The organism is Staphylococcus agnetis (genome assembly GCF_002901865.1).
Lineage (GTDB): Bacteria > Bacillota > Bacilli > Staphylococcales > Staphylococcaceae > Staphylococcus > Staphylococcus agnetis.
Genome location: NZ_PPQF01000056.1, coordinates 122,915 through 144,209, shown reverse-complemented (window position 1 = coordinate 144,209; position 21,295 = coordinate 122,915). Strand labels below are relative to the sequence as shown.

The following is a 21,295-nucleotide window of genomic DNA, read 5'->3' as shown; positions in this document are numbered from 1 at the left end:
CTTACTTTATTCATCGATCATAGAAATTAATTTCTTTGCGAAACCCTGATCGGTGATGCCGATATTGACACGTGCTTCTTTACCTACCGCTTCACCCAATGCATAACGGTCACTAATAATACGGTAGGGTATTTGATAGCTTTGACATTTATTCGTTAATGTTTTAATTGTATTTTTTGATGCGTCGCTTGCAATAATTACAAGATATAAACGCTGCTTCTTGATTTCTGTAAGAATGACGCTTTCGCCACTTTTCACCTTACCCGCACGCATTGCGAGTCCTAAAAAATTTAATAATGATTGATTCATTTTGTAGGAATCTCTTCTCGGTATATTAAACGAATAATTTCTTTATATACGGGTGTTAATTCCTCTTGAGATGCTTTAAAAAAATGTTCTAATTTCTGAGACGCTTGTGCTTTTTCAACAAGTTCAACATCTTTTGATACATATGCACCACGACCTTGTTTTTTTCCTGTTGCATCTGCAGAAATTTCGCCTTCTTTATTTTGAACCACGCGAATCATATCTTTTTTAGGTTTCATTTCATTGGATAAAATACATTTACGCATAGGAATTTTACGTTTCTTCAAGAAAAACCCCTCCTATTCGTTTTCAAGTTGACTTTCTGATGGTGTTTCTGGCACTTCATCAATCTTGATTACTTGTTCATCGTCTAAATCTTTTTCATCAGTACTTACAGTATCTTCTTGAGATTTAGAAAGGTATTTATCTTCAAGTTGTAAATCTTTCGCATCAGATTCAGATTTAATGTCTATTTTCCATCCAGTCAATTTTGCAGCTAAACGCGCGTTTTGACCACGCTTACCAATAGCTAAAGAAAGTTGATAATCAGGAACAATAACAGTCGTTGATTGGTTTTCTTCATCAACAATGACATCCACAACTTGTGATGGACTTAAAGCATTGCTCACAAACACTTTTGGATCGTCACTCCATTGAACGATATCAATTTTCTCGCCACCGAGTTCTTCAACTACCGCTTCGACACGTGCACCTTTAGCCCCTACGCATGCGCCGACAGCATCAATGTCTGGGTTATCTGAATGCACACTGATTTTAGAGCGATCGCCCGCTTCACGTGCAACTGATTTCACTTCTACAGTTCCTTCAAAAATTTCAGGGACTTCTTGTTCAAACAAGCGTTTAAGTAATCCAGGATGACTACGTGACACATAAATTTGTGGGCCTTTTGTCGTTTGTTCCACTTTATTAACGAACACTTTAATGCGTTCATTTGGTACATAAGATTCATTTGGACTACGTTCTGCTTCAGATAAAACAGCTTCTGTACGTCCTAAATTCACATATACATAACGGTGATCCACACGATCGATGACACCTGTCATAATGTCTTCTTCTTTATCAATAAACTCTTCATAAAGAATTTCACGCTCTGCATCACGTAAACGTTGCATCACTGCTTGTTTTGCAGCTTGTGCACCAACACGACCAAAGTCTTTAGGTGTCACGTCTTCCTCATAAATGTCCCCTACTTCATAAGCTGGGTTTTTGACTAAAGCTGTTGAAAGATCAACTTCTTCTCTATCATCAAACACTTCTTCAACAACTTCTTTTCGGGAAATGACACGGAATGTACCGCTGTCTAAATTTAATTCAACACGCACATTACGCGCACTATCATAATTTTTTTTGTAAGCAGTAATTAAAGCTGCTTCAATGGCATCTACTAAAACCTCTCTAGGAATCTTTTTTTCCTTTTCAAGATACTCAGTAGCTAATAATAATTCATTACTTTTCACACATACTTCCTCCTAACATCTATAACATCACTGCATGTCGTGCTTTTGCGATTTTGTCACGTGGTATTGTGATATCTTTTGATTTCGCTTTCACTTTAACTTCAATTGTGATATCAGTATCTGACACTTGTTTTAAAATACCTAACCATTCTTTTTCGCCTTCAATAGGTGCATATAAAGATACAAAAACAGGTTTAGACACTGCGTTTTGAAAATCTTTTTCCTTTTTAATCGGGCGTTCGGCACCTGGTGACGCAACGTCTAGAAAATAAGCTTCTGAAATAGGATCATGTTCATCCATTACTTCACTAATTTTTTCAGATGCGATTGTACAGTCGTTCAAATCGACACCGCCTGGCTTATCAATTGAAATGCGTAAATAATGGTCACGACCTTCTTTCGCAAATTCAACATCCACTAAGTCATAATTTAATGCTTCAAGGACAGGTTGGATTAATGTTTCAACTTGCTCTGTAACTTTACTCATACGAGCCCCCTTATCAGCGGTACACAAACAGAAAAGAGCGGGTGATACCCACTCTTTCTCCTTGAGTCCAAATTTATAAGCATAATTATTATAGCATAATCACGTGATTCCTACAAATGTCTTCATTTTACATATCGAAAATAGACAATTGCGCTTTGTCAGGCATGTTCGGTAAAGACCCTAAATCATCGAGATATTCGATGACTTTTTGCGATACACCTGCTTTTTTATTCAAATCTTCTTTTGATAAAAATGGTCCATCTTCACGTGCTTCTACAATCCGTTTCGCAACATTTTCCCCTAGTCCCGGAACTGCAACAAACGGTGGTATTAATGTATCATTTTCTATTATAAATTCGTATGCTTTACTTTTTTCCAAACTTACAGGTTGCATGCGGAACCCGCGTTGGGCCATTTCGTTTGCAATTTCTAGCACCGTTAATACATCTTTCTCTTTTTTACCTAAATCCATATATTTTGCATACATGTCCTTAACGGTATTTCGAATACTATCTTTGTCTTTGACCATCGTTAATAAATCAAAATCTGATGCACGTACTGTAAAGTAACTTGCATAATAATAAAGTGGATGATGTACTTTAAAATAAGCAATTCTCACCGCCATCAGTACATAAGCCGCGGCGTGCGCTTTCGGGAACATGTATTTAATTTTTTTACATGAATCTAAATACCACTCTGGCACTCCATTGTCCATCATCACTTGTTCCCATTCTTCACTTAATCCTTTACCTTTACGCACAGATTCCATAATTTTGAAGGCAAGTGACGGTTCTAAGCCGGCATACATTAAATACACCATGATATCATCACGACAACCGATACAGCTGGATAATGTACATGTACCACTACGCACAAGTTCTTGGGCATTACCAAGCCATACATCTGTGCCGTGAGAAAGGCCTGAGATTTGTACAAGTTCTGAGAATGTTGTTGGCTTCGTATCTTCTAACATTTGACGCACAAAACCTGTACCAAATTCAGGCACACCGTACGTTCCAGTTTTTGCTAAAATTTGTTCCTCTGTCACACCGAGTGCCTCAGGGGAACTAAAGATTCCCATTGTTTCTTTATCATCTACAGGAATCGTTTTAGGATCGATACCAGACAGGTCCTGTAACATACGAATCATCGTTGGATCATCGTGTCCCAGAATATCAAGTTTCAATACATTATCATGAATCGAATGGAAGTCAAAGTGTGTCGTCATCCATGAAGCACCTTGGTCATCAGCAGGATATTGTATTGGTGTAAAATCATAAATATCCATATAATCTGGAACTACAATGATACCACCCGGGTGTTGACCCGTTGTACGTTTTACGCCGGTACATCCTTTCACTAACCGATCCACTTCAGCACCACGTTTATGAATGCCTTGATCATTTAAATAGCCCTTCACAAATCCAAATGCTGTTTTCTCTGCTACTGTACCTATTGTCCCTGCGCGGAAGACTTTATCTTCACCAAATAAAACTTTCGTATAATTGTGCGCATGGGGTTGATACTCACCACTAAAGTTCAAGTCAATATCTGGAACTTTATCCCCCTTAAATCCAAGGAACGTTTCAAACGGAATGTCTTGGCCTTCTTTAATCATTTCAGCACCACAGTCACATGTTTTATCTGGCAAGTCAAAACCTGAACCAACCGAGCCATCATCAAAGAACTCACTCTTCTTACATTTTGGACAAATATAATGTGGCGGTAATGGATTAACTTCAGTTATTTCTGTCATGGTCGCAACAAAACTAGAGCCTACAGACCCTCGAGATCCTACTAAGTAACCATCATCTAAAGATTTTTTTACGAGGCGTTGCGATATGAGATAAATAACCGCAAATCCGTTACCTATAATACTTTCTAATTCTTTTTCTAAACGATCGATAACGATTTGAGGTAAATCTTCACCGTATAATGCTTTAGCGTTATTATAACTTAATTCGCGTATTTCTTCATTGGCACCGTCCATATTAGGTGTGAAGAGTTTATCTTTAATTGGGACCACTTTTTCAATACGGTCAGCAAGTGCACGTGTATTTTCTACCACAATTTGTTTCGCACGGTCTGCACCTAAGAAGTGAAATGCATCTAACATTTCATCTGTCGTTCTGAAATGCGCTTCTGGTAACGTGGTACGATTCAATGGATTCCCGGGTTGGGATGCAATCAATATTTGTCGTGCAATACCATCATGTTCATGTAAGTAATGCACATTCCCTGTAGCAATTACTGGAATTTGATTGGTTTCACCAACTTTTAATATACGTTCATATATTTCTTCTAACGTTTCATGATCTCTAATTAATTCTCGATCTAATAAATCTTGATACAACGCTGGTGGTTGAATTTCAATATAATCATAATATTTCGCAATACGTTCAACTTCTGATTGATCACGCTGCATCACTGCAGTAAATACTTCACCTTCATCACAAGCTGTCCCCACAAGTAACCCCTCACGATATTCATCTAATAATGAGCGCGGTATTCTAGGGGTACGATAATAATATGTGACGAGTGATTCACTTACAATTTTAAAAAGGTTTTTTAGGCCTGTTTGATTTTGAACGATTAATGTCACATGCTGAGGACGTGCGCGTTTATAGGCATCTTCATTAGATAGACATTGATTAATATCTTTATGATTATGCACATTTTTTTCTTTTAGCTGTGCGAGCATTTTAATAAAAATATATGCTGTTGCTTCTGTATCATAAATCGCTCTATGGTGTTGGGTGAGTTCAACACCATATTTTTTAGCAAGAAAGTTCAAGCCATGCTTACCATAACTCGTATTAATGGTTCTTGAAAGTTCAAGTGTATCGATGACCCCATTCGTCGATGGGCCAAATCCAAGACGTTCATAACCCGTATCGATAAAGCCCATATCAAATGATGCGTTATGCGCAACAAAAATAGCATCGCCCACCCATGTTTTGAATTCTGTCAGAACCTCTTCAATTTCAGGTGCATCTTTTAACATATCATCTGTAATGTGGGTTAAGTTCTTTATCGTCTCTGTTAACTTTTCATGTGGATTACTAAAACGCTCAAATTTATCGATAATTTCACCGTTTTTCACTTTCACTGCAGCAAGCTCTATAATTTTATCGTATTGATTTGAAAGTCCTGTTGTTTCAACGTCAAACACGACATACGTTGCATCTTTGAGTTCGACATCTGTAGGTTTATAGGCAATTGGGACGCCATCATCAACGAGCATACCTTCCATACCATAAATCATTTTAATACCATGTTTTTCAGCAGCCGCGTGTGCATCAGGATAGGCTTGTACCACATTATGGTCAGTAACAGCGATCGCTTCATGTCCCCATTTTGCTGCTTGAGCAACATAGTCACCGATATGAGTCACACCATCCATTTGACTCATTGACGTATGTAAATGAAATTCCACACGTTTTTCATCAGCTTTATCTAACTTTGGTGCACGTTTCACTTCTTCAACATCTGACATCATCATGACAAGATCACGAATAAACATGTCTTCTTCGATACGGCCTTGCGCACGAATCCATTTCCCTTCTGATAATGCTTTAAAATGTTCTAAGTCATCTTTATTTTTACGCGTAAACATTTTCAAAACAAGTGAATCCGTATAATCCGTTACTTTAAGTTCAACGATATGACGCCCACTTTTAAGCTCTTTGATATTGATGTCAAAAATGACACCTTCAATTGCCACTTTAAATTCTTCTTCAATAATCGACTCAATAGGTCTTATCGCTTCAACTTGAATGGTTTTACCGATTTTACACTTATCAACGGTAATACCCGCTTCTTCTTGTTTGGCACGTGCTTCTTTCATTTTCTCTATTTTAGACGTAGCTTCACGTGCACTTTGTACATCTTCTTGTTGAATATGAGCTTCTAATGATGCCAAGTCATCATCATGGCCACTGTCATCTGTTTCAAATATCACTTTTGAAACATCAAAACCACAATCTTTTAATGCAGCGAGTAAACTGCCATTACACGCTTTATCAAAATGATTACGCTCCACGTCATTTTGAACAAGCACTTTCACAATTGACCCTGACATAACCATTTTCTTTTGTTTTAATTGGCCTTTTACCTTAGGCGATAATTTCGTCTTTTCAATACAACTTGAAAAATATTTAAGCAAATGCTCATCTTGTTGTGCCGTGTCTTTAATTTGAAAGCGTGCATGTATCGATGCAATATCTTGAAACGCATCTGATAAGGCATGCATAAAAATCATATAATCTTCGTACTTCAAAAAATACGGTAATACAATATGAAACGTCCAAGACCGATTTTTTTCAGAGACATCAACACGAGTCAACTCACCTTGCTCAACAATCTGTTCATCTAACTGTGTTTTTAAATTTAATTGTTGAAGCAGTATTTTAAATTTTTCATGATTCTGTAATGCCACGATATATAAACCACCTTATGTACGATGAATGCATGTACGTTTTATTCAATATTTCATAAAAGAAAGTGAGACGTAAAACCAACTATTCCTCTGATTTTAGCGTCTCACTTTGCTATTAGTAACGTCTATTCAAATCAATGTCATGCACATTCATTTGAATTAATCCACTATCATTATATCAAATTTTAAATCAATCTGTTATTGAATTTGTTCATAAAGTTTTGTGATATGGGACGCTAAATCGTCAATATGAATATCTTCTTTTTCTCCATTATCACGTCGTTTAACTTCTACTATACCGTCACTCGCATTTTTACCTACCACGACGCGAATTGGTAAACCAATCAAGTCAGCGTCATTAAATTTGACACCTGCACGTTCTTGACGATCATCATATAAGACATTGTAAGTTTTATTTAATGTGCTATAAATCGCATCCGCCAGTTCACGTTGGTCATCTTTTTTCGGATTCACTGAAATCACGTGAATATCGTATGGTGTAACAGCTTTTGGCCAAATAATTCCATTTTCATCATGGTGTTGTTCAATAATAGCACTCAATGTACGTGAAACACCAATACCGTAACATCCCATCGTAAGTGTTTGTTCACGACCTTGATTGTTTAGTACCGTGGCATCCATCGTCTCAGAATACTTTGTACCTAGTACAAACACTTGACCTACTTCGATACCTTCAGCAAATTGTGCAGTGCCTGAGCCATCACTCAAAGGTTCACCTTCTAAAATAAATCTGAAGTCACCATACGCCTCTACTTGAAAATCACGCCCTACATTCGCATTGATATAGTGATAACCATCTTCATTTGCCCCAACCACTAAATTTGAAAGATCTTGAATATAGTTATCTGCATAGATTTTAATTGATTTATCAGTAATTGGTCCTAAAGAACCTGGTGTTGCACCCAATAAATTACGGATGTCATGTTCATCAGCAAGCTCTACTTGATCTGTTTTGAAGAAATCTTTTAATTTCACATCATTAATTTCGTGATGACCGCGCACCAATACAAGCACAAATTCCCCATCAACTTTGAAAATCATAGATTTCGTAATTTCATCAAGTGGTTTATTTAAAAATGATGCCAATTCTTTCACTGTTTTCACATTCGGTGTTGCAATTTTTTCAAGTGTTGCTTCTGGCGCTTTTGGCACTTCTGAAGGGATATATGGTACTTCAGCTTTTTCAATATTTGCTGCATAGTCACTCTCATTACTATATACAATGGTATCTTCGCCAATCGCGCTCAGTGCGTGAAATTCATGCGTATGATTACCACCAATGGCACCCGAATCTGCAACCACTGGACGCACATTTAAGCCTACGCGTTTAAAAATGCGTCCATACGCATCATACATATCTTGATATGTTTTCATGAGTGATGCTTCGTCAGTATGGAAGGAATACGCATCTTTCATAATAAACTCACGACCGCGTAACAAACCAAATCTTGGACGCTTCTCATCACGGAATTTCGTTTGAATTTGGAACAATGTTAAAGGAAGTTGTTTATATGAACGTAATTCATCTCTCACTAAAGATGTAATCACTTCTTCGTGTGTTGGTCCTAACGCGAATTCGCGTTCATTTCGATCTTTTAATCGCATGAGTTCAGGACCATACGCTTCCCAACGCCCTGATTCTTTCCATAACTCTGATTGTTGTAACACGGGCATCACTACTTCAACAGCGTCAATTTTCTCCATTTCTTCCCGAATGATTTCAGAAATATTTTGAAGCACACGTGTTGCAAGCGGTAAATAACTATATATACCTGCTGCATTTTGTTTGATAAGTCCCGCCTTTAACAGCAATTGATGACTGACTGCTTCAGCTTCAGCTGGAACTTCTCGTAAAGTAGGTATAAAAACTTTTGATTGCTTCATCCTTTAATGTTCCTCCTTTAATGTCTGTTTATAAGAAATAACGTTGAATATCATTCCATGTCACTAATATCATGATGATGACAACAAAAATCGCACCTGCCGCAATGATCACTGTTTCTGCTTTTTTATTTGCAGGTTTTCTAAAAATCGCTTCGTAAGCAACAAATAAAATACGTCCACCATCAAGTGCCGGAATTGGTAATAAGTTCATGATTCCTAAGTTAACACTTAAAATTGCTGTGAAATTAATTAAGTTAATAATGCCAGTTTTAACAACAGTATCAACATTTTTATATATGCCAACTGGACCATTCAACATATCAAAACTAAAATGCCCCGTAAATATACTACCTATTAAGCCGACTACTGCAGTAAATACAATTTTTCCATATTCAACTGTTTGTGTTAAGCCAAATATGAGGGGTTCAATTGGGCTCACTTCTTTTGTAGGTAAAAACCCTAATTGATATTTAGTTACACTTTTCGTTTTGGAAACATTTTGCATAAACTTTTTAGGGGAAAATGTTTCTGTATGCACTTTACCGTCTCGTTCAAACTTCAACGTGGTCTTGTCGCCATTTGTTGCTTTCATTTCCTTTTGAATGTCTCGGAGATTATGCGTGGCATGACCGTTTATTTCAGTAATCACATCTCCCTTTTTCAATCCAATTTGAGCTGCAGGTGTTTTGGGTGCAACTTGGTCTACTTTGTTTGTTGGTGCCCCTTGCCAATATGCTAAGCCAATTAGTAACACGGCTGCTAAAATAAAATTAAAAAGAGGTCCTGCAAATAATGTTAAAAACTTTTGATACGGTTTTTTATAGGCAAATTGACGCTCTCTTGGCGCAATTTGAATAAGACTACCATTTTGAACGAAAAAAGCTTTTTTGGCAATTGGATAATGATGACGTGTTTGGTCATGCGCCATGATGCCTTCAATATATAAATCTTGATTAAAGTCTGCTTTTTTAACTTCTATCGCTTCCATTTGTTGGAATTTATGTTGATCATCTAAAATAATATGAGTGATTTCATTTTGATCGTTTAATTTGATTTTAACGTGCATGCCTGGTTGTACAGGTGCTTCTTCCATACCGTCACCTGCCATACGTACATAACCACCTACAGGTAACAGACGAATCGTATATAATGTTTCATCTTTTCGGAAACTTAAAATTTTCGGCCCCATTCCAATTGCAAATTCCGGACACATAATACCCGCACGTTTTGCAAAAAGCATATGACCATATTCATGCACAGATACTAGTAATCCGAATACACAGATAAATGCAATGATGGTAATAAACACAGATTTCTACACCTCGTATTCTTTATTTTTGTAATGCGCATCAAGCGCTAATATTTGTTCAAGTGTTGGGTTCTGTATGACCTCATGTCGATCCATTTCTCTTTTAATCATACGTTCGATATCTAAAAAGCGAATTTCTTTATTTAAAAATTTAGCTACAGCGACTTCATTCACTGCATTTAAAACAACAGGCATTGTGCCACCAATTTTGATTGCATCATAAGCGTATTGTAAGCAACGGTAACGTTCAAAATCCATAGCTTTAAAATGTAATTGTGCAACCTCTGCCAAATTTAAAGAAGGTGCTTGATGTTCTATACGTTTTGGATAAGTAAACGCATATTGAATCGGCATGCGCATGTCAGGTGTACCTAATTGCGCCATCACACTTGTATCTACAAATTCTACCATAGAATGAATAATACTTTCTTTGTGTAAAATGGTTTCGATTTTAGAAATGTCTAAATCAAAGAGCCATTTTGCTTCGATCACTTCAAAACCTTTATTCATCATCGTCGCAGAATCGATTGTAATTTTATGTCCCATACTCCAATTTGGATGATTTAAGGCATCTTCTACAGTCACATGCTCTAACGCTTCACGTGATAAATCTCGAAATGAACCGCCACTAGCAGTGATTGTCACCTTTTTGATTTGTTTCATATCTTCACCATTTAAACATTGAAAAATGGCCGCATGTTCAGAATCTACAGGTAAGATATTCACATTGTATTGTCGTGCATGTGCCATAACCAGTTCACCTGCAACAACAAGTGTCTCTTTATTCGCAAGTGCAATATCTTTTCCAGCTTCAATCGCGCGCATAGTAGGTTCTAGTCCCACACTTCCAAGTAAGGCGTTAAGAACGAGATCATTTTTTTCATATGTCGCAACAGAAATCAAACCTTCTTTTCCTGAAACAATGTTGACATCGTACTCTGAAAAAGCATCAATATCTTCAATATTTTGTACCGAAATCATTTCGGGTTGATGTTTTTCGATAATTTTTTTTGCATAGTCAATATTTTTACCAACTGTAAACGCAATGAGATTAAATTCATTTGGATGGCGTTCAATGACATCAATGGCCTGTGTTCCGATAGAACCCGAAGCCCCTAACACTGCTATATTTTTCATCGTTTTCACTTCACCTTACATTTGAATTAAGAAAAGATACATTAAAGGTAATACAAACATAAAACTATCGAATCGATCTAGAATACCACCGTGACCTGGTAATAAACGACCTGAGTCTTTCACACCAAAATGACGTTTAAACCCAGATTCGACAAGGTCTCCTAATTGACCAAACGCACTTAATACGATGGTCATGATTAATACCCAAATCATACCGTAATCGAAAGGCACAAAAAACATGAAAGCTAATGGAACGAGTAAACTACATAATAGTCCACCGATAAAGCCTTCGATTGTTTTATTTGGACTAATGACTGGCCATAATTTGTGTTTTCCGAATGAGCGGCCAAAAAGATATGCACCCGTGTCCGTTAACCATACGATAAGTAAACCGAATAAAATATAATGTAAGCCTGCTTCACGCGTTTCATAAAAATACATAAAACCGATACCCACGTATGCCACTGACATTAAACAAAATGCTGAGTCCATAAAACTAAATCTATTTTTTGACATCACGGTATAGCTTAATAAAATAAAACTTAAAGCGATCAGTGATTTTTGTTGCACAATTGGAACCCATGAAAAGTCTTGTGGTAGTAAAATTAAAATTAAACCGATTGCACTAATCAATCCTGGAACTGAAAGTAATTGAATACGGTTCATATTCAATAATTCTTTTAATGCTATTAAAGCAAGAATTGATGTAAAAAGCATCCATGTCGTTCCACCAATTAATAAAATTGGCAAAAATACGATTAACGCAACTATGGTAGTAATCGTTCTTACCTTCATAATCTTCTCCTATCTACAATCCCCCAAAACGTCGTTGTCGAGATTGATATGTTTTTATGCATGATTTTAATTCATCTTCATCAAAATCTGGCCACATTTTTTGATTAAAAATAAATTCACTATATGACAATTGCCAAATTAAAAAGTTACTAATACGTTGTTCTCCTGACGTGCGAATTAATAACTCTGGATCGGGATAATCAGACGTCATTAAATACTTTTGAAAAACATTTTCATCTAAATGGTCAACGTCAATATCACTACCATTTTTTAAGTCTTTAATTAATGATTTCATTCCAGAAATAATTTCAGCACGTCCACCGTAATTGATAGCAAAGATTAACGTCAATCCAGTATTCTGTGCCGTTTTACGTTTCGCTTCTTCAATTGCTTGAATCGTTTTTTGAGGAAGCTGTTCTATAAAGCCAATCGTTTCTACCTTAACATTTTTTTCAATTAACTCAGGTAAAAACGTATTTAAAAAGTTAACAGGTAATCCCATGATGTAGTTGACTTCTTCCTCTGGACGTGACCAATTTTCAGTTGAAAAAGCATACAGTGTTAAGTATTTTACATTTAAATCATTTGCCGCACGTGTAATCGTTTTAATCGTTTGCATACCTTGATAGTGCCCTTTAATTCTAGGCATTCTTCGTTGTTTCGCCCAACGTCCATTACCGTCCATGATGATTGCAATGTGTTCTGGTATATTATGTAAATCTAAAGTGTCGACTTGAGATGTTTTATCTTCAATATTTTTAAATTTCTTAAACATGCGTGTTCCTCCGAGCCTCATTACGTCTCATATTATTATAATCTTTAAAATGTACAATTATCTACCATTTTATCACACTCAAATCACTCATTGAATGACAAAGAAAAAAACTGTACCAAAGTCTGATTCGGTACAGTTTCACAAATGATTTAGACAGACATAATGTCTTTTTCTTTATCTGTAACAAGTTGATCGATTTGTTTTATAGAATCGTCTGTTACTTTTTGAACATCATCTGAACCTGAACGTAATTCATCTTCAGTGATATCGCCGTCTTTTTCTTGTTTTTTCAATGTATCATTTGCATCACGACGAATATTACGTACAGAAACTTTCGCATTTTCACCAGTCTTTTTAACTTCTTTAACAATTTCTTTACGACGTTCTTCAGTTAATGCTGGTACCGTAATACGAATGACTTCACCATCGCTTGTCGGTGTTACACCTAAATTTGCAGCGTAAATTGCTTTTTCGATATCAGCTAACGATGATTTGTCATATGGAGAGATTACAAGTAAACGTGCTTCAGGAACGTTGATACTTGCGAGTTGTTGCACAGGTGTTGGCGCACCGTAGTAGTTCACGTTAACACCTGCTAATAAATTAGAATTTGCACGCCCTGCATTAATTTGAGCAAGTTCACGTGATAAATTTTCGATTGATTTTTTCATACGTGATTTCGTATCTTGGATAATTTCACTCATCAGAAAGTCACCTCTAGATTATTTTGTAATAATTGTACCGATTTCTTCACCTAAAACAGCACGTTTAATGTTTCCTTCTTCCATAATTGAGAACACATTAAGCGGAATATTGTTATCCATACAGAATGAAGAGGCTGTTGAATCCATTACTTGTAAGCCTTCTTGCAATAATTGTAAATATGTTAAGCGTTCATATTTAACCGCATTTGGGTCTACTTTTGGGTCTGCAGAGTATACACCGTCTACATTATTTTTACCCATCAAAATGACATCTGCTTCTACTTCAGCTGCTCTCAATGCAGCAGTTGTGTCTGTTGAGAAATAAGGATTACCAATTCCTGCTGCAAAAATGACGACACGTTTTTTCTCTAAATGTCTAATGGCACGTCGACGAATATAAGGTTCTGCAACTTGTTTCATTTCAATTGACGTTAACACACGTGTATCACAATCTAATTGTTCTAAGCTATCTTGTAATGCCAATGCATTCATTACTGTTGCAAGCATCCCCATATAGTCAGCAGTTCCGCGATCCATTCCTAAATCACTACCTGTTTTACCGCGCCAAATATTGCCACCACCAACAATGACAGCGACTTCTGTATCCATTTTCGCTACTTCTGCCACTTGTTGTGCAATACTTTTAATAATGATTGGATTAATACCAAATCCTTTATCTCCTGCCAGTGCTTCACCACTTAGTTTCAAAACTACTCGCTTATATTTTGAAGTTTCAGCCATTATAATAACCTCTCTATTCGTTTTATGTAAAACAATACAAGTAAAGAAGACACAAGACGTATCTTCCTTTAACACGGCTTCAATATGCTTTTATTGAAGTCATGCAAAGGAGGACACAAAAGGTGTCTTCTTTCTCATAATAAACCGTGTCTATTATTTCATTTGTCCTTTAACTTCATCAGCGAAGTTTTCTTCACGTTTTTCTAAACCTTCACCCACTTCGTAACGTACGAAGTCTACTAATTGACCACCTTTTGATTTAAGGAATTGTTCAACAGTTTGATCTGGATTTTTAACGAAGTCTTGGTTAACTGCACAAATTTCTTGTAAATATTTACGTAAACGTCCTTCAACCATTTTCTCAACGATGTTTTCTGGTTTACCTTCGTTAAGTGCTTGTTGTTTTAATACTTCTCTTTCGTGGTTGATTTCTTCTTCACTTACTTGGTCAGAAGAAACGTATTTTGGATTAATTGCAGCGATGTGCATTGCAACATCTTTAGCTGCTTCTTCATCAGTTGTACCTTCAACAACTGAAAGTACACCAATACGTCCACCCATGTGTAAATATGCACCGAATGCATCATTGTCAGTTTTTGTACGTAATTCAAAACGACGTAAGCTTAATTTTTCACCGATTGTTGAAATCGCTTCGTTCATATGTTCAGAAACTTTTTTACCATTTGGAAGTGTTGTTTCATTTAAAGCTTCAACAGATTCAGCTTTCGTTTCAAGAATTTGGTTAGCAATTTCTTTAACAAGTTGTTGGAAACCTTCATTACGTGCAACGAAGTCTGTTTCAGAGTTGATTTCTACGATAACTGCGTCGTTACCTTTCACTTCAACATGTGTAATACCTTCTGCTGCGATACGGTCTGCTTTCTTAGCTGCTTTAGCAATACCTTTTTCACGTAAGTAGTCAATTGCTTTATCAATGTTCCCATCAGTTTCTTGAAGCGCTTTTTTACAATCCATCATACCAGCGCCAGTTTTTTCACGTAATTCTTTAACAAGTTTAGCTGAAATTGCCATCACTATTCCTCCAATATCATGTCTTATTATATTTTAAAAAAAGGGGCTGGGACATATTGTTGTCCTAGTCCCTTAAAATGCTTGTATACTTAAAATTGCGTTGTCGATGTAAGAGTTATATCGATTCCGCCTGGTCAAGAAAACTATCTTTAGACCTCATTTTAAGATTCTATTTATTTAGACTCAACAGTTGATTCTGTTTCTTCAGTTGACGTTTCTTCTTCATTTAAGTCGATGTTTTGCTCTGCAGCAACTTCATCATTAGAAACACCTTGTTGACCTTCTAAAATCGCATCAGCCATTTTACCAGTTAATAATTTAACCGCGCGAATCGCATCGTCGTTCGCTGGGATAACGTAATCGATTTCATCTGGATCACAGTTAGTGTCAACAATACCTACGATAGGAATGTTTAATTTACGTGCTTCAGCAATTGCGTTGCGCTCTTTACGAGGGTCTACAACGAATAATGCTTGAGGCATAGATTTCATATCACGAATACCGCCTAAGAATTTGATTAAACGGTCATATTCTTTTTTAAGTTCTACAACTTCTTTTTTAGGAAGTGCGTCAAAAGTACCGTCTTCTTCCATTTTTTCAATTTCAGAAATACGTTTTACACGTTTAGAAATTGTTTTGTAGTTTGTTAAGATACCACCTAACCATCTTTGGTTAACGTAGTAGTGACCTGCACGTTCTGCTTCAGCTTTTACTGATTCTTGTGCTTGTTTTTTAGTACCAACGAATAAGACTTTACCGCCTTCTTCAGATACTTGTTTGATGAAGCTGTATGCTTCTTCAACTTTTTTCACTGTTTTTTGTAAGTCAATGATATAAATACCATTTCTTTCAGTGAAGATGTACTTTTTCATTTTTGGGTTCCAACGGCGTGTTTGATGACCGAAGTGAACACCAGCTTCAAGTAATTGTTTCATAGAAATTACTGCCATGATTAAAATTCCTCCTATTGGTTATTATCCTCCACATGCGCTAATACAAAAACGACGTGATGTCGCACCCTTTTGTATATTGGCGTCACGTGTGTGTTTTGACTTTCTCATAGCCGCATATAAATATATCACAAAGTGATATTAGATGCAACTAGTATTTATTACTCTGAACGTTTCAATTCGTCTAAAAATGCTACTTTTTTAACTTTGATAAATGTACCTTTCATACCTAATGAACGTGATTCAATGACACCGGCACTTTCCAGTTTTCGTAAAGCATTCACAATGACTGAACGCGTAATACCGACACGATCTGCCACTTTGGATGCAATAAGCAGACCTTCCTTACCACCAAGTTCTTCAAAAATATGATCAATTGCTTCTTTTTCTGAATACGATAACGAATTGATAGCCATTGAAATCGCTGCTTTATCACGCGCTTCTGTTTCGATTTCATTATGTTTTTCACGTAAGATTTCCATTCCAATAACTGTAGCTGCATATTCACCTAAAACAAGGTCATTTTCACCAAAATCGTCCGAAACACGACCAAGTACTAAAGTACCTAAGCGTTCTCCACCACCAATGATTGGGAAAATCGTTGTACGAGAATCTTTAAAAAGTTCTTCATTTTCAGGTGGGAAAACTGAAAGTTCATTGTCGATTGTAATATTTGAAGATGTTTCATGTACGTTCATTAATTTACTTGTATATGCCTCTGGCACGTGACGCTCTTCTAACATTTTTATAATGCGCTCATTTTTGAGCAATTCATTTAAATTTGAACCTAAAATCTTACCTCGTCGTGAAACGATAAATACGTTCGTTACAGTTACTTTACTGATTGTTTGTGCAACATCTTTAAAATCAACTGAAATCCCTTTATGTTTTTGTAATAAACTACTTAGTTCTCTCGTTTTAGATAATAAACCCATGTCTCTTCTCCTTTTTATAAAATGAATTCACTTAAATCTTTGTTTGTAGAAATTGATTTTAACTTTTCGTCTACGTACTGAGGTGTAATATCTACATGTGCGTGTGGCATATTTGGTGCTTCAAATGATAAATCTTCTAACATTTTCTCTAAAATTGTGTGTAATCGTCTAGCACCAATATTATCAGTTTCTTGGTTCACGTGATAAGCCATTTCAGCTAAACGATGAATCGCGTCGTCTGTGAAATTAACAGTGACTTCTTCCGTTTGAAGCAACATTTCATATTGTTTAATTAATGAAAGTTTTGGTTCTTTTAAAATATTGACAAAATCTTCAACTGTTAAACTTTGAAGTTCTACGCGAATTGGAAATCTTCCTTGAAGTTCTGGAATCAAATCACTTGGCTTAGATACATGAAAGGCGCCTGCACCTATAAATAACATATGTTCCGTACTAACGGTACCATATTTCGTACGAATCACGCTACCTTCAAGGATAGGAAGGATATCTCGTTGTACACCTTGTCTTGAAACGTCTTGCCCACCGCTATACTGACTATTTGTCGCAACTTTATCAATTTCATCGATAAAGATAATCCCCATTTGTTCAGCCAATTGTAATGCCTCTTGGTTTGCTGTTTCACGATCAATCATCTCTTCAGCGTACTCATCGATTAAAATTTTACGTGCGGTTTTTACAGGAACTTCTTTTTCAACTTTTTTCTTAGGCATCAGTTGGTTCATCATTTCTTGCATTTGCTCATTTTGTTGATTCCCCATCATACCTAATGCACCAGGATCTTGTTCAACTTTAATACGTACTTTTTCATTCTCAAGTTGTCCATTTTTAAGTTGCACTTTAATATCTGAACGCTTTGTTTTAATTTCTTCTGTAGGTGGCTCTTCTTCCTCTTCTTGAGGTTGACTAAAATTTGGAATCGCGCCTCCAAACAAAGATTCAAGTGGATTACTAGACGATTGAGATGCTTTTTTCTTTCTACTAGGCACCAACAATTTCACTAAACGTTCATTAGCTTTTGCGGTTGCTTCGTCTTTAACTGCGTTTTTCTTTTCTTCTTTAACGAGTCGGACTGCAACATCTACAAGATCTCTTACCATGCTTTCCACATCGCGCCCCACATAGCCGACTTCGGTAAATTTAGTCGCCTCTACTTTAATAAATGGTGCGCCGACAATTTTAGCCATGCGGCGTGCAATTTCGGTTTTACCAACACCCGTTGGTCCCATCATTAATATATTTTTAGGAGCGATTTCTTGTTTGACCTCATCTTCTAAGAGACTTCTACGATAACGGTTTCTAAGCGCAATCGCTACTTTCTTTTTCGCTTCATCTTGTCCAATAATATACTCATTTAATTTTGCTACAATTTCTTTAGGGGTATATTTAATGGCATTTTGATCCATATGGTTTGAACCTCCGTTATAATTCTTCCACTGTAATGTGATCGTTTGTAAATACGCAAATATCAGCAGCTACTTTAAGACTCTCGTATGCCATTTCACGAGCTGATAAATGTGTTGCATGGCGTTTTAAAGCACGTCCTGCGCTCAAGGCATAATTTCCGCCGGAACCAATAGCTATCAAATCATCGTCTGGTGCAATAACCTCACCAGTTCCGCTAACAACTAAGATGGAATCTTTGTCCATGACTATTAACATCGCTTCTAACTGACGTAGTTGTTTATCCCCACGCCATTCTTTTGCAAGTTCTACTGCTGCACGTTCTAAGTTCCCACTATATTGTTGCAGTTTACCTTCAAACTTTTCAAACAATGTGAATGCATCTGCAACACTTCCTGCAAAACCAGCAATAACACGACCTTGATATAAACGTCTAACTTTTTTCGCGGTCTGTTTCATAATCACTTGTTCACCAAGTGTTACTTGACCATCACCCGCCATTGCTGCATTGCCATTATGTCTTACAGCGTAAATTGTTGTCGCATGAATTGAAGAACTCATAAACTACTCTCCTTTTTTAGCACGTGGATGTGCATTTAAATAAACATTTCTCAAACGTTGATTGGATACATGTGTATAACGGCTCGTTGTTGATAAATTAACGTGTCCCAATAAACTTTGAACCGTTCTTAAATCTGCGCCAGCATCAAGCATATGCGTCGCAAAGGTATGCCTCAACTTATGTGGATGTATTGACGATACTCCGGCCGTTTTTTTGACGATTTCATTCAATATAAACCTGATGCCTCTTGCAGTAATCGGTTCTCCTTTTAAATTCACAATTAATTTACCATGAGTTTGACCTTGAACAGGTTGAAAGTGCTCAAGGTAGTCTTCAATACTTTGTCTACAAAACTCACCGAAAGGAACTATGCGCTCTTTGCTTCCTTTCCCCATTACTTTCAATACACACATCGATACATCAACATCAGAAATATTTAAATCAACTAATTCAGAAACACGTATTCCCGTGGCATATAAAAGCTCGAGAATGACGCGATCACGTCTCCCTTTTTTCGGATCTTCCTCAACAGTTTTAAATAAAGCTTCCATTTCTTCTGTGTAAAAAAATGAAGGTAAGTACGTCTCTTTTTTTGGATGTACAAGTTGCACAAATGGATTTGTTATTGTGGCATCTTGTGCTAACCAAAAATTATAAAATGTACGTAACGTTGAAATTTTCCTTGAAACAGTTGTGCGCTGTAACCCTTGATTGTATAACATTGCAAGATAATTTCGTGCATCACGATACTCAAATTCACGTAATGAAAGTCCTTCTTGCTGTAAAAACTGATTAAATTGTTTTAAATCATCCTCATAAGCTTTAAGCGTGTGTTCAGAAAAAAATCGTTCGCGCTTTAACATATATAAAAACTGATACTGGATATGTTCCAAAGTAAAAACCCCTCCATCATTAGCATTGTAGCATAATGACAAGGGGAACTGCATAAATAAAACATTAAATTGTCGTAGTTATCTAAATTTTGCTTATTTTGCCAATTTATTATTTTGTTTTTATAACGTATGTTTAAAGTTATCCAAATACGATAAGGCGCGATTTGCTAATGTTTCATAGCGTTCTTTTTTATCTTTTATGCGTGTATCAAGCGCCGGTACTAATCCAAAGTTAGCATTCATTGGCTGAAAATTTTTGTTGTTACTAGCATGAGAAATATAATACGCCATACTACCAATCATTGTTTCTCTAGGGAATGTGACATCCCCTTTATCAAGAAGACGATGCGCTAAGTTGATCCCTGCAACCATGCCACTAGCTGCACTTTCAACATAGCCTTCAACACCTGTCATTTGTCCAGCAAAAAATAAATTTCGTCTATTTTTAAATTCATACGTATCTGTCAACACTTCTGGAGAATTAATGAACGTATTACGATGCATCACACCATAACGAACAATATCGACATTTTCTAGGCCAGGTATCAATTGAATCACTTCTTTTTGCGCACCCCATTTAAGTCGTGTCTGGAAGCCTACAATATTATACAACGTACCCGCCGCATCATCTTGTCTTAATTGAACAACTGCATAAGGGCGTTTCCCTGTTTTAGGATCTTCTAGGCCCACTGGTTTCATAGGGCCAAATAATAATGTTTTTGGTCCTCTACTTGCCATGACTTCAAAAGGCATGCAACCTTCAAAATATTTTTCTTTCTCGAAGTCTTTACTAGGTGCAACTTCTGCAGCTAATGCTGCTTCATAAAAGCGATTGAACTCTTCTTCCGTCATTGGACAATTTAAATAGGCCGCTTCACCTTTATCATATCTTGATTTTAAGTAGACTTTATCCATGTCGATAGAATCTTTTTCAATAATCGGTGCTGCAGCATCGTAAAAATACAATTGATCTTCTCCAGTTAACGCAACAATTTCTTTTGCAAGTGGTTCGGTCGTTAAAGGACCGGTTGCAATAATTGTAGGACCATCTGGAATAGAAGTAATTTCTTCATTTTTTACTGTGACATTAGGATGTTGCTTCAACGTCTCAGTAACATATCCTGCAAAATCGTGACGATCAACTGCTAACGCACCTCCAGCAGGTACACGCGCATTATCTGCAGCCGCAATAATTAACGAATTTAAACGTCGCATTTCTTCCTTTAATACACCTACTGCATTCGTTAAAGCATTCCCTCTCAAAGAATTTGAACATACAAGTTCTGCAAATTTATCTGTGTGATGCGCTGGTGTTTGTTTAACAGGGCGCATTTCATATAAATTCACTTGAATGCCTCGTTCAGCTAATTGAAAAGCAGCTTCTGAACCAGCTAATCCTGCACCGATGACATTAACTGTCGTCATA

The 21,295-nt window shown here is 36.5% G+C and carries 19 protein-coding genes; all 19 read right to left on the bottom strand.

Annotated features, from left to right (window positions below):
* Positions 1 to 6: 6 nt before the first annotated feature.
* The 19 genes from CD172_RS09190 to trmFO all read right to left on the bottom strand — a co-directional run bounded on the left by CD172_RS09190 (position 7) and on the right by trmFO (position 21,294).
* Positions 7 to 309, bottom strand: coding sequence for a YlxQ family RNA-binding protein (locus CD172_RS09190; RefSeq protein WP_060550915.1), 303 nt, complete (start codon positions 307 to 309; stop codon positions 7 to 9).
* Entirely contained in the window at positions 306 to 593 is a 288-nt protein-coding gene (rnpM, locus tag CD172_RS09185) for an RNase P modulator RnpM (protein ID WP_103346168.1), read from the bottom strand. Before rnpM ends, CD172_RS09190 begins: the two co-directional genes overlap by 4 nt.
* A 12-nt stretch (positions 594 to 605) precedes the next feature.
* Positions 606 to 1,784 (bottom strand): transcription termination factor NusA, encoded by a 1,179-nt coding sequence (gene nusA / locus CD172_RS09180; protein WP_103346167.1) that lies wholly within the window; start codon positions 1,782 to 1,784, stop codon positions 606 to 608.
* A 19-nt stretch (positions 1,785 to 1,803) separates the two neighbouring features.
* Complete coding sequence (gene rimP, locus CD172_RS09175; protein ID WP_060550914.1) at positions 1,804 to 2,271, bottom strand: ribosome maturation factor RimP; 468 nt, start codon at positions 2,269 to 2,271, stop codon at positions 1,804 to 1,806.
* A gap of 127 nt (positions 2,272 to 2,398) precedes the next feature.
* Entirely contained in the window at positions 2,399 to 6,709 is a 4,311-nt protein-coding gene (locus CD172_RS09170) for a PolC-type DNA polymerase III (protein WP_060550913.1), read from the bottom strand.
* Positions 6,710 to 6,907: 198 nt separating this feature from the next.
* Complete coding sequence (locus CD172_RS09165) at positions 6,908 to 8,614, bottom strand: proline--tRNA ligase (RefSeq protein ID WP_103346166.1); 1,707 nt, start codon at positions 8,612 to 8,614, stop codon at positions 6,908 to 6,910.
* A 28-nt stretch (positions 8,615 to 8,642) separates the two neighbouring features.
* Positions 8,643 to 9,923, bottom strand: coding sequence for an RIP metalloprotease RseP (rseP, locus tag CD172_RS09160; RefSeq protein ID WP_060550911.1), 1,281 nt, complete (start codon positions 9,921 to 9,923; stop codon positions 8,643 to 8,645).
* A 6-nt stretch (positions 9,924 to 9,929) separates the two neighbouring features.
* On the bottom strand, positions 9,930 to 11,060 hold the full coding sequence (locus tag CD172_RS09155; protein WP_103346165.1) for a 1-deoxy-D-xylulose-5-phosphate reductoisomerase: 1,131 nt from the start codon (positions 11,058 to 11,060) through the stop codon (positions 9,930 to 9,932).
* Between the two features lie 15 nt (positions 11,061 to 11,075).
* Positions 11,076 to 11,855, bottom strand: coding sequence for a phosphatidate cytidylyltransferase (locus tag CD172_RS09150; protein WP_037564673.1), 780 nt, complete (start codon positions 11,853 to 11,855; stop codon positions 11,076 to 11,078).
* A gap of 13 nt (positions 11,856 to 11,868) precedes the next feature.
* Complete coding sequence (locus CD172_RS09145) at positions 11,869 to 12,630, bottom strand: isoprenyl transferase (RefSeq protein WP_037564674.1); 762 nt, start codon at positions 12,628 to 12,630, stop codon at positions 11,869 to 11,871.
* Positions 12,631 to 12,779: 149 nt separating this feature from the next.
* Positions 12,780 to 13,334, bottom strand: coding sequence for a ribosome recycling factor (gene frr / locus CD172_RS09140; protein ID WP_037564677.1), 555 nt, complete (start codon positions 13,332 to 13,334; stop codon positions 12,780 to 12,782).
* Between the two features lie 18 nt (positions 13,335 to 13,352).
* Positions 13,353 to 14,075, bottom strand: coding sequence for a UMP kinase (gene pyrH, locus CD172_RS09135; protein ID WP_037564679.1), 723 nt, complete (start codon positions 14,073 to 14,075; stop codon positions 13,353 to 13,355).
* Positions 14,076 to 14,228: 153 nt separating this feature from the next.
* On the bottom strand, positions 14,229 to 15,110 hold the full coding sequence (gene tsf, locus CD172_RS09130; RefSeq protein WP_171509145.1) for a translation elongation factor Ts: 882 nt from the start codon (positions 15,108 to 15,110) through the stop codon (positions 14,229 to 14,231).
* Between the two features lie 170 nt (positions 15,111 to 15,280).
* Positions 15,281 to 16,057: a 30S ribosomal protein S2 gene (gene rpsB, locus CD172_RS09125; RefSeq protein WP_103346164.1), complete on the bottom strand. Its 777-nt coding sequence runs from the start codon at positions 16,055 to 16,057 to the stop codon at positions 15,281 to 15,283.
* Positions 16,058 to 16,218: 161 nt separating this feature from the next.
* Positions 16,219 to 16,992: a GTP-sensing pleiotropic transcriptional regulator CodY gene (gene codY, locus CD172_RS09120; protein ID WP_103346163.1), complete on the bottom strand. Its 774-nt coding sequence runs from the start codon at positions 16,990 to 16,992 to the stop codon at positions 16,219 to 16,221.
* 14 nt (positions 16,993 to 17,006) lie between these two features.
* Positions 17,007 to 18,416, bottom strand: a complete 1,410-nt coding sequence (hslU, locus tag CD172_RS09115; protein WP_103346162.1) for an ATP-dependent protease ATPase subunit HslU — start codon at positions 18,414 to 18,416, stop codon at positions 17,007 to 17,009.
* A 16-nt stretch (positions 18,417 to 18,432) separates the two neighbouring features.
* Positions 18,433 to 18,975, bottom strand: coding sequence for an ATP-dependent protease subunit HslV (hslV, locus tag CD172_RS09110; RefSeq protein WP_060550906.1), 543 nt, complete (start codon positions 18,973 to 18,975; stop codon positions 18,433 to 18,435).
* 3 nt (positions 18,976 to 18,978) lie between these two features.
* Positions 18,979 to 19,869: a tyrosine recombinase XerC gene (gene xerC / locus CD172_RS09105; RefSeq protein WP_060550905.1), complete on the bottom strand. Its 891-nt coding sequence runs from the start codon at positions 19,867 to 19,869 to the stop codon at positions 18,979 to 18,981.
* A 120-nt stretch (positions 19,870 to 19,989) separates the two neighbouring features.
* A complete protein-coding gene (gene trmFO, locus CD172_RS09100; protein ID WP_060550904.1) occupies positions 19,990 to 21,294 on the bottom strand; it encodes an FADH(2)-oxidizing methylenetetrahydrofolate--tRNA-(uracil(54)-C(5))-methyltransferase TrmFO in 1,305 nt (434 codons plus the stop codon).
* Between the last annotated feature and the right edge of the window lies 1 nt (position 21,295).